13 protein-coding genes and 1 tRNA gene are annotated in these 16,606 nt (G+C 43.5%); all 14 read left to right on the forward strand.

Going from position 1 to position 16,606, the window contains the following annotated elements:
• Positions 1 to 27 precede the first annotated feature (27 nt).
• The 14 genes from METMA_RS0111245 to rpsJ all read left to right on the forward strand — a co-directional run bounded on the left by METMA_RS0111245 (position 28) and on the right by rpsJ (position 16,593).
• Positions 28 to 103 (forward strand) — tRNA-Trp (locus METMA_RS0111245).
• A gap of 48 nt (positions 104 to 151) precedes the next feature.
• Positions 152 to 529: a preprotein translocase subunit SecE gene (secE, locus tag METMA_RS0111250; protein ID WP_020159193.1), complete on the forward strand. Its 378-nt coding sequence runs from the start codon at positions 152 to 154 to the stop codon at positions 527 to 529.
• A gap of 1 nt (position 530) precedes the next feature.
• A complete protein-coding gene (gene nusG, locus METMA_RS0111255; protein ID WP_020159194.1) occupies positions 531 to 1,064 on the forward strand; it encodes a transcription termination/antitermination protein NusG in 534 nt (177 codons plus the stop codon).
• Between the two features lie 104 nt (positions 1,065 to 1,168).
• Positions 1,169 to 1,600 carry a 50S ribosomal protein L11 gene (gene rplK / locus METMA_RS0111260; protein WP_020159195.1) on the forward strand — a complete coding sequence of 144 codons (432 nt, stop codon included), beginning with the start codon at positions 1,169 to 1,171 and terminating at the stop codon, positions 1,598 to 1,600.
• Positions 1,600 to 2,295: a 50S ribosomal protein L1 gene (gene rplA, locus METMA_RS0111265; RefSeq protein WP_020159196.1), complete on the forward strand. Its 696-nt coding sequence runs from the start codon at positions 1,600 to 1,602 to the stop codon at positions 2,293 to 2,295. The genes rplK and rplA overlap by 1 nt, the downstream gene beginning before the upstream one ends.
• Before the next feature lie 178 nt (positions 2,296 to 2,473).
• Positions 2,474 to 2,968, forward strand: coding sequence for a 50S ribosomal protein L10 (gene rplJ, locus METMA_RS0111270; RefSeq protein WP_020159197.1), 495 nt, complete (start codon positions 2,474 to 2,476; stop codon positions 2,966 to 2,968).
• Positions 2,969 to 3,013: 45 nt separating this feature from the next.
• Positions 3,014 to 3,385: a 50S ribosomal protein L7/L12 gene (gene rplL, locus METMA_RS0111275; RefSeq protein ID WP_020159198.1), complete on the forward strand. Its 372-nt coding sequence runs from the start codon at positions 3,014 to 3,016 to the stop codon at positions 3,383 to 3,385.
• 131 nt (positions 3,386 to 3,516) lie between these two features.
• Positions 3,517 to 7,593 carry a DNA-directed RNA polymerase subunit beta gene (gene rpoB, locus METMA_RS0111280; RefSeq protein ID WP_027147246.1) on the forward strand — a complete coding sequence of 1,359 codons (4,077 nt, stop codon included), beginning with the start codon at positions 3,517 to 3,519 and terminating at the stop codon, positions 7,591 to 7,593.
• An 89-nt stretch (positions 7,594 to 7,682) separates the two neighbouring features.
• Complete coding sequence (gene rpoC / locus METMA_RS0111285) at positions 7,683 to 11,876, forward strand: DNA-directed RNA polymerase subunit beta' (protein ID WP_020159200.1); 4,194 nt, start codon at positions 7,683 to 7,685, stop codon at positions 11,874 to 11,876.
• A 186-nt stretch (positions 11,877 to 12,062) separates the two neighbouring features.
• Positions 12,063 to 12,437, forward strand: a complete 375-nt coding sequence (rpsL, locus tag METMA_RS0111290) for a 30S ribosomal protein S12 (RefSeq protein WP_020159201.1) — start codon at positions 12,063 to 12,065, stop codon at positions 12,435 to 12,437.
• A 19-nt stretch (positions 12,438 to 12,456) separates the two neighbouring features.
• Positions 12,457 to 12,927: a 30S ribosomal protein S7 gene (gene rpsG / locus METMA_RS0111295; protein ID WP_020159202.1), complete on the forward strand. Its 471-nt coding sequence runs from the start codon at positions 12,457 to 12,459 to the stop codon at positions 12,925 to 12,927.
• A 30-nt stretch (positions 12,928 to 12,957) separates the two neighbouring features.
• Positions 12,958 to 15,054, forward strand: coding sequence for an elongation factor G (gene fusA / locus METMA_RS0111300; RefSeq protein WP_027147247.1), 2,097 nt, complete (start codon positions 12,958 to 12,960; stop codon positions 15,052 to 15,054).
• Positions 15,055 to 15,084: 30 nt separating this feature from the next.
• Positions 15,085 to 16,275 carry an elongation factor Tu gene (gene tuf / locus METMA_RS0111305; protein WP_020159204.1) on the forward strand — a complete coding sequence of 397 codons (1,191 nt, stop codon included), beginning with the start codon at positions 15,085 to 15,087 and terminating at the stop codon, positions 16,273 to 16,275.
• 6 nt (positions 16,276 to 16,281) lie between these two features.
• Positions 16,282 to 16,593, forward strand: a complete 312-nt coding sequence (gene rpsJ, locus METMA_RS0111310) for a 30S ribosomal protein S10 (RefSeq protein WP_020159205.1) — start codon at positions 16,282 to 16,284, stop codon at positions 16,591 to 16,593.
• The last annotated feature ends 13 nt before the right edge of the window (positions 16,594 to 16,606 follow it).

Below are 16,606 nucleotides of genomic sequence, written 5' to 3' on the forward strand. Positions count from 1 at the left end.
GCGGCTTGTGTAAATTTTCTCTGAATTAGGTCAGTAGCTCAATTGGTAGAGTAGCGGTCTCCAAAACCGCGGGTTGGGGGTTCGAGACCCTCCTGGCCTGCCATTCAGGTTAAAACATATCAATATATTCATTTCCATAATTAAGTAATACATGAATACTCAGGCAGAAGCAACGACGTCAGTCCTTGATGTTGTTAAGCAGGTCTTATCCGTCGTCTTTGTGGCTGCTGGGGTGGCTGCATTCTATTATTTCTCGGAGATTCAGCTCTTGTATAGAGTGTTGGGTCTGCTAGCCGTAGTGGTAATAGTGTTGGGCATCATGCTTACTACTGATGCTGGGCGAAACGTTTGGGCATTCGTGCTGGAATCCAAGCAAGAAGTCAGAAAGGTTGTGTGGCCTACTCGCGAAGAAACAATGCGCACTACCTTGTTGGTATTTGCGATGGTATTTATTGTGGGCTTGATTTTGTGGTTGCTGGACATGTTCCTGTTTTGGGGTGTGCGTCTTTTAACTGGTCAAGGGGGATAGGATGGCACTTCGCTGGTATGTTGTGCATGCATACTCAAACTTTGAAAATAAAGTTAAGCAAGCATTAGAAGAGCGAATAAAAAGGGAAGGCTTGGAGCAGTATTTTGGAAAGATTCTAGTGCCCACCGAAGAGGTGGTGGAAATGCGGATGGGTCAGCAGCGTAAAAGTGAAAGAAAATTTTTCCCTGGATACGTTCTTGTTCAGATGGAGTTGACTGATGAAACTTGGCATTTGGTGAGAGACGTTCCGAGAGTGCTGGGATTTATTGGGGGGACCTCAGATCGACCGGCTCCTATCTCAGAGAGAGAAGCTATGTCTATACTCAACAGAGTTGAAGAAGGCGTAAATAAACCACGACCTAAGATTCTGTTTGAGGTTGGTGAAGTGATTAGGGTAATCGACGGGCCATTTAAGGATTTTAATGGTGTGGTTGAAGAAGTTAATTACGAAAAAAGCAAATTAAAGATATCGGTGCTCATTTTTGGTCGCTCAACGTCTGTTGAACTTGATTTTGGGCAAGTTGAAAAAACCTAATTGCTAGTCGGCGGTTAGTATCTACAAAATCCCTGTCTGAATAAGGCAGGGATTTTTGTGTCTAGGGGAGCTGGAAAGCGTCTGAACCCATATTGGAGTAAAAAATGGCAAAAAAGATTACGGCTTATATTAAGTTACAGGTAAAAGCAGGTGAAGCAAATCCGAGTCCACCAGTAGGTCCTGCTTTAGGTCAACGTGGTGTCAATATTATGGAGTTTTGTAAAGCGTTTAATGCTAAGACTCAGGATACAGAGAAAGGTTTGCCTTTGCCTGTTGTTATCACGGTTTATAGCGATCGCAGTTTTACATTCATCACAAAAACTCCTCCAGCATCAATTCTGTTGAAAAAATTAACGGGTATAAAAAGTGGAAGTAGCAATCCAAACACCAAAAAGGTTGGAACAGTAACTCGTGCGCAATTGGAAGAAATTGCTAAAACGAAAATGGAAGACTTGAATGCTGCAAACCTGGAAGCAGCAGTAAAAATAATTGCTGGCAGCGCGCGTAGCATGGGTCTGACAGTGGAGGGACTGTAATGGCTAAGTTGTCGAAAAAAGCGAAACTGATTAAATCAAAAGTTGATAGGACAAAACAGTATTCCATCGTTGAAGCTGTTCAGTTGCTGAAAGAATTAGGTACAGCCAAATTTAATGAAGCTGTTGATGTGAGTGTTAATTTAGGTGTGGATCCACGCAAGTCAGACCAAAATGTTCGTGGAGCAACTGTTTTGCCTAATGGTACGGGAAAAACCGTAAGAGTTGCGGTATTTACTCAAGGTCCTAATGCTGATGCGGCAAGAGAAGCAGGTGCTGATATCGTCGGTATGGATGATCTAGGTGACTTGGTTAAAAAAGGCGAAATGAATTTTGACGTAGTTATTGCATCTCCTGATGCGATGCGTGTGGTTGGTCAATTAGGTCAAATTCTAGGCCCAAGAGGCTTAATGCCTAATCCTAAGGTTGGAACTGTTACTCCTGATGTTGCGACTGCGGTAAAAAATGCAAAATCAGGTCAAGTGCGTTACCGTACTGATAAATCCGGTATTATTCACTGTACTTTGGGGAAAGTGTCTTTCAATGCTGATGCGATTCAAGGTAACTTGGAAGCGCTAATCTCTGATTTGAAAAAAGCTAAACCAACAGCGGCTAAAGGTGTTTACATTAAGAAAATAACTTTATCTTCAACCATGGGGCCTGGTTTGTGGCTGGACCAAAGCAGCATTAATATGTAAAAGACTTTGGGTTGCCGTTTTATCGGTGACCGTCAAAGACCGCAGGTGTTGTAAAACTTAATTTTCCTGCGTAGACGGAAGCTGGAACCTAAAACTGGGGAAAGGGACCGTAAGGGGCATCCGCCTGGATGTGTTTTATTATTTCTGGAATTATTCCAGAACTTACCGGAGGTAAGCTGTGGCACTAAATTTAGATAGCAAAAAAGCTGTCGTAGAAGAAGTTGCTGAGATCGCTGCTAAAGCGCATTCCGCAGTAGCAACAGAATATCGTGGTTTAACAGTTACGGAGTTGACCGAACTGCGTAAAACTGCGAGAGAAACAGGTGTTTATCTGCGTGTGGTAAAAAATACACTGGCAAAACGAGCCGTAGCCGGAACTGATTTTGAATGTATGCAAGATGGCATGGTAGGTCCTTTATTGCTTGCATTTTCAATGGAAGATCCAGGTTGTGCTGCGCGTCTGATCAGTGATTTTGCCAAAACTCACGATAAGTTGATCACTAAGGTTGTGGCTATTAATGGCCAGTCTTATGGTGCATCCGAGTTGGCACGGTTGGCAAGTATGCCGACACGAGATCAGGCTATTGCAATGCTTATGTCTGTAATGAAAGCACCGGTCGGAAAACTTGTTCGTACTTTGGCTGCGGTCAGAGACCAGAAAGAAGCAGCATAAGCTTATTTAAACCAGTTAAAAATTATTGTATTAGAGGAATACTAAATGGCAGTTTCACACGAAGACATCTTGGACGCAGTTTCCAACATGACTATTATGGAAATCGTTGATTTAATTTCAGCGATGGAAGACAAATTCGGCGTAACAGCAGCAGTTGCAGTTGCTGCAGCGCCAGCTGCTGCTGGCGGAGCTGTAGCTGAAGAGCAAACTGAATTTGATGTGATCATGACCGGTTTCGGTGATAACAAAGTTGCTGTTATTAAAGCAGTACGAGGCATCACCGGTTTAGGACTAAAAGAAGCTAAGGACGCTGTGGAAGGCGCTCCAACCACTCTGAAAGAAGGCGTTTCTAAAGCCGAAGCTGATGATTTCAAAAAACAGCTTGAAGAAGCGGGCGCTACTGTCGAAATCAAATAAGATTTTGACTCAAAAAATACAAGGCTCATGCCTTTTAAGTATGGCTGGTGACAATTTTGTCGCCGGCCTTTTACTGTTTGCAATAAATGCACAGTAGAAAATTATTCATGACGAAAAGGTTTGGAAGCGATATGTCCTACTCTTTTACCGAAAAAAAGCGTATTCGAAATAACTTTGGGAAAGGTACTGAGGTACTTGAAGTTCCCTATCTTTTGGCAACTCAAATCAATTCCTATGCAGGCTTTTTGCAATCGGGTGTAGCACCTGAAAAGCGTGCCAATATTGGGTTGCATGCGGCATTTTCCAGCGTGTTTCCTATTGAAAGCCATTCCGGATATGCGGTGCTGGAATATGTAAGATATAGATTGGGAGAGCCCACTTTTGATGTAAGAGAGTGTCAACAACGGGGAGCGACTTATGCCGCTCCTTTAAGAGTATTAGTGCGTCTAGTTATTTACGATAAAGATGCTCCTGCTAATGCTAAGGTTGTGAAAGATATCAGAGAGCAGGAAGTCTACATGGGCGAATTGCCTTTGATGACAGATAATGGAACATTTGTAATTAATGGAACGGAACGGGTTATTGTTTCCCAATTACATCGTTCGCCGGGTGTTTTCTTTGATCATGACAAAGGAAAGACGCATTCGTCTGGAAAATTATTATTTAATGCTCGCGTTATCCCTTATCGCGGCTCTTGGTTGGATTTCGAGTTTGATCATAAAGACTGCGTTTATGTACGGATTGACAGACGCAGAAAAATCCCCGCCACTATTTTGCTTAGAGGATTAGGTTTCAATAATGAAGAAATGATCAACATCTTCTATGAAACCAATAAATTTACCTTTGGTAGCGGAAAATGCTTATTCCACATTATACCTGAAAGGATGCGTGGTGAAATCGCTTCGTTTGATATTAAGCACAATGGGCAGGTATTAGTAGAAGAAGGCCGCCGCATCACAGCAAAACATATTCGCGAAATGAATAAAGTCGGCTTGTCGGAAGTTGAAGTGCCTAAGGATTATCTGGTAGGTAAGATACTTGCTAATAATCTGATTGATCAAGCGACTGGTGAGTTAATAGCTAACGTTAATGACGAGCTTACAATAGATTTAATAGAACGAATCATTGACAGTAGTATCACTGAAATTAATACTCTGTTTGTTAATGATTTGGATAAAGGTCCGTACATCTCTAATGCCATGAGACTGGATGTGACTACCAATACACTGGAAGCACTGGTTGAAATATACCGGATGATGCGACCTGGTGAGCCGCCGACAAAAGAAGCCGCAGAAAACCTGTTCCAAAACCTGTTTTTTACCGATGAAAGATATGATTTATCTACTGTCGGCCGCATGAAGTTTAATCGACGTTTAGGACGGGAAGAAACTACAGGACCGGGCACTTTAACGAAAGAAGATATTATTGATGTTCTCAAAGAATTAATTGATATTCGTAATGGTAACGGTAACGTCGACGATATTGATCACTTAGGTAACAGACGTGTCCGCTCTGTTGGCGAAATGATCGAAAACCAGTTCCGTGTCGGTTTAGTCAGAGTTGAAAGAGCGGTAAAAGAACGCTTGACCTTGGCCGACTCTGAAGGATTGATGCCGCAGGAAATTATTAATGCCAAACCTGTTTCGGCGGCAGTAAAAGAATTCTTTGGATCCAGCCAGTTGTCACAGTTCATGGATCAGAACAATCCATTATCACAAGTGACTCATAAACGCCGGGTGTCTGCATTAGGGCCAGGTGGTTTAGCAAGAGAGCGTGCCGGATTTGAGGTTCGTGACGTACACACTACTCATTATGGTCGTGTTTGTCCTATTGAGACTCCGGAAGGTCCAAATATTGGTTTGATCAACTCATTATCCGTCTATGCTCGAACTAACGATTATGGTTTTCTGGAGACGCCATATAGAAAAGTAATCGACGGCAGAGTGACCGATCAAGTCGATTATCTATCAGCAATTGAGGAAGGTGAGTTCGTTATTGCTCAGGCCAGTGTTGCTGTCGATGAAACAGGCAAACTGGTAGAAGGTTTGGTGTCATGCCGATATAAAGACGAATTTACTTTGGCAATGTCTGATACTGTGCAATATATGGATGTCTCGTCAAAACAGATCGTATCGGTTGCAGCTTCCATTATTCCTTTCCTTGAGCATGATGATGCTAACCGTGCGTTAATGGGATCTAATATGCAACGTCAAGCTGTTCCTACACTAAGAGCGGAGAAACCATTAGTGGGAACGGGCATGGAGAGAACAGTTGCAAAGGATTCTGGTGTAACTGTTGTTGCCGCACGTGGAGGTAGTATTGAAGCGGTTGATGCCGCTCGAATCGTGGTACGTGTAAATGATACGGAAACAGAAACGGGCGCCTCAGGTGTGGATATTTATAATCTGACTAAATACACCCGGTCAAATCAGAATACCTGTATTAATCAAAAACCATTAGTAAAACCAGGTGATGTTGTTAATGCTGGAGATATTCTGGCGGATGGGCCATCTACCGATATCGGGGAGCTGGCTTTAGGACAGAATATGTTAGTTGCCTTTATGCCATGGAATGGGTACAACTTCGAAGATTCGATTCTGGTTTCTGAACGAGTGGTGAGAGAAGATCGCTTTACCACAATTCATATCGAAGAGAAAACCTGCGTCGCGCGTGATACCAAGCATAGTCCGGAAGAGATCACTGCAGATATTCCAAATGTCAGCGAAGAGGCTCTGTCAAAACTTGATGAGTCCGGCATTGTTTACGTAGGAGCTGAAGTAAAGGGTGGTGATATTCTGGTGGGAAAGGTAACTCCAAAAGGAGAAACCCAATTGACACCGGAAGAAAAACTATTGCGCGCAATTTTCGGTGAGAAAGCGGCGGATGTAAAGGATACATCATTGCGTGTTCCGGGCAGTATTGAAGGGACGGTAATTGATGTACAGGTGTTTACGCGTGATGGAGTGAAAAAAGACAAGCGAGCTCTCGATATTGAAGACGCAGAAATCAAGCGTTACAGAAAAGATCTTGACGATCAGCTCAAGATTCTAGAAGGGGATATTTTTGCTCGTGTGGCTAAGTTATTGATCGGTAAGACTGCTCAATCTGGACCAGCTCAATTGAAAGCAGGTACAGAAATAACCCAGTCTTATTTGAATGGTCTAAAACATTCAGATTGGTTAAAAATCCGAATGAAAGATGAAGATATCAATCTTCAACTAGAAGCCGTGGCCGAGCAAATTGAGCAGCAAAGGAAAGCCTTTGATGAAAAATTTGAAATCAAGCGTAAAAAAATCACAATGGGTGATGATTTGGCGCCTGGCGTTCTAAAAATGGTTAAGGTCTACTTGGCGGTTAAAAGACGTATTCAGCCTGGGGACAAAATGGCAGGACGACATGGAAATAAAGGGGTTATTTCCATGATCAGACCAATTGAAGATATGCCTTATACAGCTGATGGCAATCCGGTCGACATCGTGTTGAACCCGTTGGGTGTGCCATCGCGGATGAATGTCGGGCAGGTGCTTGAAACGCATTTAGGTTGGGCTGCGAAAGGCTTAGGCATCAAAATAGGTAAAATGCTCGAAGCAAAGGCAAAAGTTGCTGAAATCAGAGGATATTTGGATAAAATTTATAATAGTAGTGGTCGTAGAGAGGATCTGGATTCGTTTACCGATCGAGAAATCCTGGAAATGGCGGCTAATCTGGTTGACGGCGTGCCTATGGCGACTCCTGTATTCGATGGTGCGACTGAGGAAGAGATTCGTACGATGTTGAGACTCGCGGACTTGCCGGAAGACGGACAGACCGTGCTTTATGATGGCCTGACTGGCGAACCGTTTGAGCGGAAAGTAACGGTTGGCTATATGTATATGTTAAAACTGAATCATTTGGTTGATGACAAAATGCATGCCCGATCAACAGGGCCTTATAGTCTCGTTACCCAGCAACCATTAGGAGGAAAGGCACAATTTGGTGGTCAACGTTTCGGTGAGATGGAGGTCTGGGCACTGGAAGCTTATGGTGCAGCTTATACATTGCAAGAAATGCTCACGGTTAAATCTGACGATGTAACAGGTCGGACTCGAATGTATAAAAATATTGTCGACGGTGATCATAAAATGGAAGCCGGTATGCCGGAATCATTTAATGTTTTAATTAAAGAAATCCGCTCATTGGCTGTCAATATAGAATTAGAGCGAGATTAATAGCCCCGACTCTTAATTGAAAATATCTGATAGCCTGTTCTGGGGTAAACCAGAAAGTATTTAAAGAGGACATACTCTTGAAAGATTTAATGAATTTCTTAAAGCGTCAAGGCCGCGCCGATGATTTTGATGCAATCCGAATTGGTCTAGCGTCACCGGACATGATTCGTTCCTGGTCTTATGGCGAAGTAAAAAAGCCGGAAACAATTAACTATCGCACGTTTAAGCCTGAGCGCGATGGTTTATTTTGTGCAAAAATTTTTGGTCCCGTCAGTGACTATGAGTGTTTATGTGGCAAATATAAAAGACTGAAGCATCGCGGTGTTATTTGTGAAAAATGTGGCGTTGAGGTAACGCTGTCAAAAGTACGCCGTGAAAGAATGGGGCACATCGATTTGGCCAGTCCTGTCGCGCATATCTGGTTTTTAAAATCATTGCCTTCCAGAATAGCGTTGCTATTGGATATGACGCTACGTGAGATAGAGCGTGTGTTATATTTTGAGTCATTTGTTGTTTTAGACCCTGGTATGACGCCTTTAGATAAAGGGCAGTTGCTTACCGATGATGAGTATCTGGATGCGGTTGAATTGCATGGGGATGATTTTGTCGCAAAAATGGGTGCTGAAGCGATTTATGATTTATTAAAAGCGATTGATTTAAAAGAAGAAGTTAATATTCTTCGCGAAGAGATTAATTCGACAAATTCAGAGACGAAAATTAAAAAGTACTCTAAGCGCTTGAAAGTGATAGATGCTTTATTGAGTTCAAGTAATCGCCCGGAATGGATGATTATGCAGGTGTTGCCAGTATTGCCACCGGAATTGCGTCCATTGGTGCCACTAGACGGCGGCCGCTTCGCTACTTCGGATTTAAATGATTTATATCGACGCGTAATTAATAGAAACAATCGTTTAAATCGATTGTTGGATTTAAATGCGCCAGATATTATCGTCCGTAATGAAAAACGGATGCTACAAGAATCTGTTGATGCGTTGTTGGATAACGGTCGGCGCGGTCGGGCCATTACAGGTACAAACAGAAGGCCTCTCAAATCATTGGCTGATATGATTAAAGGCAAGCAGGGGCGTTTCAGGCAAAACCTGCTGGGTAAGCGTGTCGATTATTCGGGTCGTTCAGTCATAGTCGTGGGGCCAACACTAAGGCTGCATCAATGTGGGCTGCCGAAAAAAATGGCACTGGAATTATTTAAGCCGTTTATTTTCAGTAAATTACAGTTCAGAGGTCTTGCTACAACTATTAAAGCGGCCAAGAAGATGGTTGAGCGCGAGGGTACGGAAGTTTGGGATATTCTCGAGGAAGTTATTCGGGAACATCCAATTTTGCTGAACCGTGCTCCTACGTTGCATAGGCTTGGAATACAGGCATTTGAGCCTACTTTGATTGAAGGTAAGGCAATTCAGTTACATCCACTAGTCTGTAGCGCGTTTAATGCTGACTTTGATGGCGACCAAATGGCTGTGCATATTCCTTTGTCGGTAGAAGCGCAACTGGAAGCTCGAACATTAATGATGGCAACTAATAATATATTGTCGCCCGCTAACGGTGAACCTGTCATCAATCCATCCCAAGACGTGGTATTAGGGCTGTACTATATCAGTCGTGAAAAAATTAATGCGAAAGGTGACGGTAGCATATTTGGTAGTGTTAGTGAAATTCATAAAGCCCTGCTCGCTAAAACAGTTGAATTGCAATCTAAAATTCAATTGCGTGTCACAGAGAAAGTTGCAAATGAGAAAGGCGAGCTCGAAGATAAAACGCATCGGGTTGAAACAACTGTGGGTCGTGCGTTAATTTGGGAGATAGTCCCGGATCGCATGCCATATGAATTGGTTAATTGCGATATGACAAAAAAGAACATATCACGGTTAATCAATTACAGTTATCGCTTTTTAGGAAATAAAGATACGGTTGTGCTCGCTGACCAGCTCATGTATCTGGGTTTTAGGTACGCAACGATCTCTGGCGTATCTTTTGGTATTGAAGATATGGCGATACCAGCAAAAAAAGTCGATATTATTAAAATTGCAGATGCTGAAGTAAATGAAATTCAAAGCCAATATTCTTCGGGTTTAGTAACCGATGGTGAACGCTACAACAAAGTTGTTGATATTTGGTCGCGCGCCAATGATCAAGTTGCTAAAGTTATGATGGATGGATTGGGTGAAGAGTCTGTTATTGATGCTGAAGGTAAGACGGTAAAGCAAAAATCATTTAACTCTATCTTTATGATGGCAGAATCTGGTGCTCGAGGTTCCGCGGCCCAGATCAGGCAGTTAGCGGGAATGCGTGGGTTGATGGCTAAGCCTGACGGTTCTATTATCGAAACCCCTATTACGGCTAACTTTAGAGAGGGTTTGGACGTATTGCAGTACTTCATTTCTACTCACGGTGCTCGTAAAGGCTTGGCTGATACGGCGCTAAAAACTGCAAACTCCGGGTATTTAACACGCAGACTGGTGGATGTGGCTCAAGATTTGGTAATCACCAGTGATGATTGCGGCACTTCCGATGGATTGATTATGACTCCAATTATTGAGGGAGGAGATGTGGTCGAGCCATTGTCAGAGCGTGTATTGGGTCGAGTAGTAGTCAATGACGTTATGGATGCCAGCGGCGAAAAAGTCGTGGCACCTAAAGGTACGTTATTAGATGAACATTGGGTTTCCGTTTTGGAAGAGCACAGTATTGATCAGGTTTTGGTCAGATCAATTATTACTTGTGAAAACAGGTACGGTGTTTGTGCTGCCTGTTATGGACGTGACTTAGGCCGTGGTCATTTAGTCAATATTGGAGAAGCGGTAGGTGTGATTGCTGCACAATCGATTGGTGAGCCGGGAACTCAGTTGACCATGCGTACTTTCCATATTGGAGGTGCGGCATCAAGATCCGCCGCTATCAGCAATGTTCAGGTCAAATCTGCAGGAACGGTTCGGCTTAGTAACTTGAAATCCGTGGTAAATCGTGAAGGTAATCTAGTTGCCGTATCGAGATCGGGTGAGGTAGGCGTTGTTGATGATTACGGTCGTGAGAGAGAGCGCTATAAGATCCCTTATGGTGCGGTGCTTTCAATACAGGAAGGCGGAAAAATTAATGCGGGTGATATAATTGTTACTTGGGATCCTCACACGCATCCAGTTATCACTGAAGTTGATGGTGTTGTCGGCTTGATCGATTTTGTTGATGGCGTGACAGTGCAAAAACAATCTGATGAAGTAACCGGTTTAAGTTCGCTTGTGGTAACCGATCCAAAACAAAGAGGTGGGGCTGGTAAAGAATTACGCCCAATGGTTAAGCTGCTGGATGAAAATGGAAATGCGATATTTTTGCCGGGGACTGAAATTCCAGCACAATATTTCTTGCCTGCAGGCGCGATTGTCGGCATCAAAGATGGTGGTGAAGTTAAGGTAGGTGACGTATTAGCTAGAATACCGCAGGAATCAAGTAAAACCAGAGATATCACTGGTGGTTTGCCACGTGTTGCCGACTTGTTTGAGGCGCGTAAAACGAAAGATCCGGCAATACTTGCTGAGACGAGTGGAACTATCTCGTTTGGAAAGGAAACAAAAGGAAAACAGCGCGTTGTTATTACAGATGCTGCTGGAGAGCAGTATGAAACCTTGATACCGAAATGGCGGCATATCACTGTTTTCGAAGGGGAATATGTTGAAAAAGGCGAAACAATTGCAGAAGGCGAATTAACACCTCATGATATTTTAAGATTAAGAGGTATTGAAGAATTAGCTAATTACCTAGTAAAGGAAATTCAAGATGTTTATCGTTTGCAAGGCGTGAAGATAAACGACAAGCATATAGAGGCTATTATTAGACAAATGCTCAGAAAGGTTGAGATAACGGCATCGGGTGATACCGAATTCTTGAAAGGAGATCAAGTTGAGCGCTCAGTACTAAGAGAAGTAAATGATAGAATGGAAGTGGAAGGGAAGATTCCAGCTAGCTATGAGTCCGTACTTTTAGGCATTACCAAAGCATCTTTGGCTACAGAGTCCTTTATCTCGGCTGCCTCTTTCCAGGAAACGACTCGAGTTTTGACTGATGCTGCTGTTCGAGGATTGAGCGATAATCTCCAGGGATTAAAGGAAAATGTTATTGTTGGAAGATTGATTCCAGCCGGAACAGGGCTTGCCTATCATGAGAGCAGGAAAAATAGATTTGCTCAACATGAGATAGTCGAAAGCGAAGCACCTTCAGTGGTAGATGCTGGAGATGTGGAAGAAGCTCTTAAACAAGCTTTGAATATTTAAAGTGTAGTAAATATTTCGTAAATAAAAATGAGCTTGACCTGGTCTGTATTAGCAAGTATTATATTCTGCTCACATGAGCTAAGTGCTTGAGTCAGGTTGAAATGCTAATTAACCGTCGACATTTTTTATGTTCGGCGGTTATTTTTATTGTCTGACAGTTAATTGTATATCGGAGTAAACAAAGATATGGCCACGATCAACCAATTGGTTCGTAAGCCGCGCGCTAAAAAAGTAGAAAAAAGCAATGTGCCAGCATTGGAAGCATGTCCTCAACGTAGAGGGGTGTGTACGCGTGTTTATACGACAACCCCTAAAAAACCAAATTCGGCCTTGCGCAAGGTGGCCAGGGTTAGATTAACTAACGGCGCTGAAGTTAGTAGCTACATTGGTGGTGAGGGTCATAATCTTCAGGAGCACTCTGTGGTTTTGATAAGGGGTGGTCGTGTAAAAGACTTGCCAGGTGTCAGATATCATGTTGTGCGTGGTAGTTTAGATACTTCTGGTGTGACCAACAGAAAATGTGGTCGCTCAAAATATGGCACTAAACGGCCTAAAAAGTAAATATTGGTTGGTGAGATAAATGTCTAGAAGAAGAGTCGCTACGAAAAGAGAGATTATTCCTGATCCAAGATTTGGCAGTGTAATGCTGACAAAATTTATGAATATGATCATGGAAAGTGGCAAGAAATCGATTGCGGAAGGAATTGTCTATGGCGCTTTGGATGTAATCGAAAGTAAAGGGCATTCTGAGCCGTTGGAAGTATTGTCAAAGGCCTTGGAAAATGTGCAGCCAAGAGTTGAGGTTAAATCTCGTCGTGTTGGCGGGGCCACGTACCAGGTTCCGGTTGAGGTTCGTCCTTCAAGGCGTATGGCTTTGGCAATGCGCTGGTTGATCGATGCTTCTCGTAAGAGAAATGAAAGAAGCATGGCTTCTAAATTGGCGGGTGAGTTGTTGGACGCTTTTGAAAGTAGAGGTTCGGCAGCTAAAAAACGAGAAGATACGCATAGAATGGCTGAGGCTAATAAGGCGTTCTCGCATTACCGTTGGTAGCCGACTAATTGTACTAAAGGTTGCAAGGTTGTGGCACGCAAAACACCTATAGATCGTTATCGTAACATCGGTATTATGGCGCACATAGACGCCGGTAAGACGACGACGACTGAGCGCGTGCTTTACTATACGGGGGTGTCTCACAAGATAGGTGAGGTGCATGATGGTGCGGCGACTATGGACTGGATGGAGCAGGAGCAGGAGCGAGGAATAACTATTACCTCTGCTGCCACAACCTGCTTCTGGAGTGGAATGGAAGGCCAGTTTTCACAACATCGAATTAATATTATTGATACGCCTGGGCATGTTGACTTTACTATAGAAGTAGAGCGATCTTTGCGTGTTTTAGATGGGGCCTGTGCTGTTTTTTGTGCTGTGGGTGGTGTTGAGCCGCAGTCTGAAACAGTTTGGCGTCAGGCTGACAAATATAATGTACCCCGGTTGGTTTTTGTTAACAAAATGGATCGATCAGGTGCTGATTTTTTGAGGGTGATTGAGCAGATCAGAAGGCGTCTAGGGAGTAATCCCGTGCCTATGCAGTTGCCGATTGGAGCAGAGGATGCTTTTGAAGGGGTTGTCGATCTCGTCAAAATGAAGGCGATATATTGGGATGACTCCAATATGGGTATGACTTTTCAGGAAAAGGATATTCCTGCTGGCATGCGGAAAGTCTGCGAGGAGTGGCGGGAGCATTTGGTTGAGGCGGCGGCGGAAGCTAACGAAGAATTGATGGAAAAATACCTGGAAGAGGGTATTCTAACAAGCGAAGAAATTAAACAAGGTATACGTGCTCAGACCATCGCTAATCAGGTGGTGCCGGCATTTTGTGGCTCTGCTTTTAAAAATAAGGGTGTACAAGCCATGTTGGATGCGGTTATTGAATATATGCCGGCACCAACAGATATACAGGCGATCAAAGGATTGCTTGAAGATGAAGTGACGGAAGCCGAGCGTCCGGCTAACGATGAAGCGCCTTTTGCAGCTTTGGCATTTAAAATTGCGGCAGATCCGTTTGTGGGAGCGCTGACTTTTTTTAGGGTTTATTCTGGTGTATTAAACTCCGGTGATAGTGTATATAACTCTGTTAAAAAGAAAAAAGAAAGGATTGGTCGCATTGTGCAAATGCATGCCAATAGCCGTGAAGAAGTAAAAGAAATATTTGCGGGTGATATAGCGGCGGCAATCGGCCTGAAAGATGTTACCACTGGTGATACGCTGTGTGATCTTAAGGAAAAAATTATTCTTGAGCGAATGGATTTTCCGGAGCCTGTAATCGCGGTTGCTGTAGAGCCAAAAACAAAAGCCGATCAAGAAAAAATGGCGATCGCATTGGCTAAATTAGCACAAGAGGATCCATCGTTTCGGGTGCATACAGATGAGGAATCAGGTCAAACAATCATTTCGGGGATGGGAGAGCTTCATCTGGAAATTATTGTTGATCGAATGAAAAGGGAATTCAGTGTCGATGCTAATGTAGGTGCTCCTCAAGTTGCATATAGAGAAACCATACGTGGTTCTGTAGAGCAGGAAGGTAAGTTTGTCAGACAATCAGGCGGCAGGGGTCAATATGGGCACGTCTGGCTGCGGATTGAGCCAAAAGAAACCGGTTCGGGCTATGAATTCGTTAACGAAATAGTTGGAGGAGTTGTTCCTAAGGAATACATTCCTGCAGTGGATAAAGGGGTTCAAGAACAGTTGAAGAGTGGTATTCTTGCTGGGTTCCCTGTTGTTGATGTAAAGGTGTCTTTATTTGATGGTTCGTATCATGATGTGGATTCGAACGAAATGGCTTTCAAAATTGCCGGCTCCATGTGTTTTAGAGAAGGGGCGCGAAAAGCAAACCCTGTGTTGCTTGAGCCAATAATGAAAGTTGAGGTGGTTACGCCAGAAGAGTATATGGGTGACGTCGTCGGTGATATTAACAGGCGTCGTGGTTTGATCCAGGGTATGGATGATGCGCCATCAGGTAAAACAATTAGCTGCGAAGTGCCGTTAGCGGAAATGTTTGGTTATGCAACTGATTTGCGTTCGGCAACACAGGGGCGAGCTACATACAGTATGCAGTTTGAAAAATACAATGAGGCGCCTGCAAATATTGCGGAAGCGATTATTAAAAAATCTTCATAAAATTGAATATAACATTAAAGGTATTAACTCATGGCCAAAGAAAAATTTTCACGTAGCAAGCCACATGTAAACGTAGGCACCATCGGTCACGTTGATCATGGCAAAACCACACTGACAGCAGCCTTGACTAAAGTAATGGCTGAATTGCAAGGTGGAGAAGTCAAAGCCTTTGATCAGATTGATAATGCACCTGAAGAAAGAGCGCGTGGTATTACTATTGCCACTTCGCACGTAGAATATGAATCAGCTACGCGACACTATGCGCATGTGGATTGTCCGGGCCATGCTGACTATGTGAAGAATATGATTACCGGTGCAGCGCAAATGGATGGCGCTATTCTGGTTTGTTCGGCTGCAGACGGTCCCATGCCGCAAACCAGAGAGCACATTCTGTTGTCCAGACAGGTTGGCGTGCCTTACATCGTGGTCTTCCTGAACAAGGCGGACATGGTTGATGATGCGGAGTTGATTGAACTGGTTGAAATGGAAATCAGGGAATTGCTGGATATGTATGAGTTCCCTGGCGATGATACACCGATTATCGTAGGTTCTGCATTAAAAGCCTTGGAAGGTGATGCCAGTGAAATTGGTGTGCCCTCGGTTATTAAATTGGTGGAAGCGCTGGATAGCTATATTCCTGAGCCGGAAAGAGCGGTAGATGGTGCGTTTCTGATGCCGATCGAAGATGTATTCTCAATTTCAGGTCGGGGTACGGTAGTAACCGGTCGTGTTGAGCGTGGCATTATCAAAGTAGGGCAGGAAGTTGAAATTGTCGGTATCAGACCGACCGTTACCACGACCTGTACCGGTGTTGAGATGTTCCGTAAATTGCTGGATCAAGGGCAGGCGGGTGATAACGTCGGTGTGTTGTTAAGAGGCACAAAAAGAGATGAAGTGGAGCGGGGGCAGGTGTTGGCGCATAAAGGCACCATCAAGCCACATTCGCACTTCAATGCAGAAATTTACGTTCTGTCCAAAGATGAGGGCGGTCGCCATACGCCATTTTTTAATGGATACCGTCCACAGTTCTATTTCAGAACCACGGATGTGACTGGGGCGGTTACGTTGCCAGAAGGTGTGGAAATGGTCATGCCTGGCGATAACATCGCTGTTGAAGTGAAACTGATTTCACCAATTGCGATGGAGGAAGGTTTGCGTTTCGCTATTCGTGAAGGCGGGCGTACCGTAGGTGCGGGCGTCGTTTCATCAATTATCGAGTAAATATATATGTCTAATCAAACTATCAGAATCCGTTTGAAATCATTTGATCATAAATTGATTGATCAATCGGCTGGCGAGATAGTAGAAACTGCAAAGAGAACTGGAGCCCAGATTAAAGGTCCTATTCCTTTGCCTACTAAAAAAGAGCGTTTTACCATTTTGATCTCTCCGCATGTAAATAAAGATGCAAGGGATCAGTATGAATTAAGAACATATAAACGATTACTTGATATCGTTGAGCCAACTGAAAAAACCGTAGATGCGTTGATGAAATTGGATCTTGCAGCTGGCGTTGATGTTCAGATAAAGTTGAATTAAAAGTAGAGGAATT

This window comes from Methylobacter marinus A45, from assembly GCF_000383855.1.
GTDB classification, from domain to species: Bacteria; Pseudomonadota; Gammaproteobacteria; order Methylococcales; family Methylomonadaceae; genus Methylobacter; species Methylobacter marinus.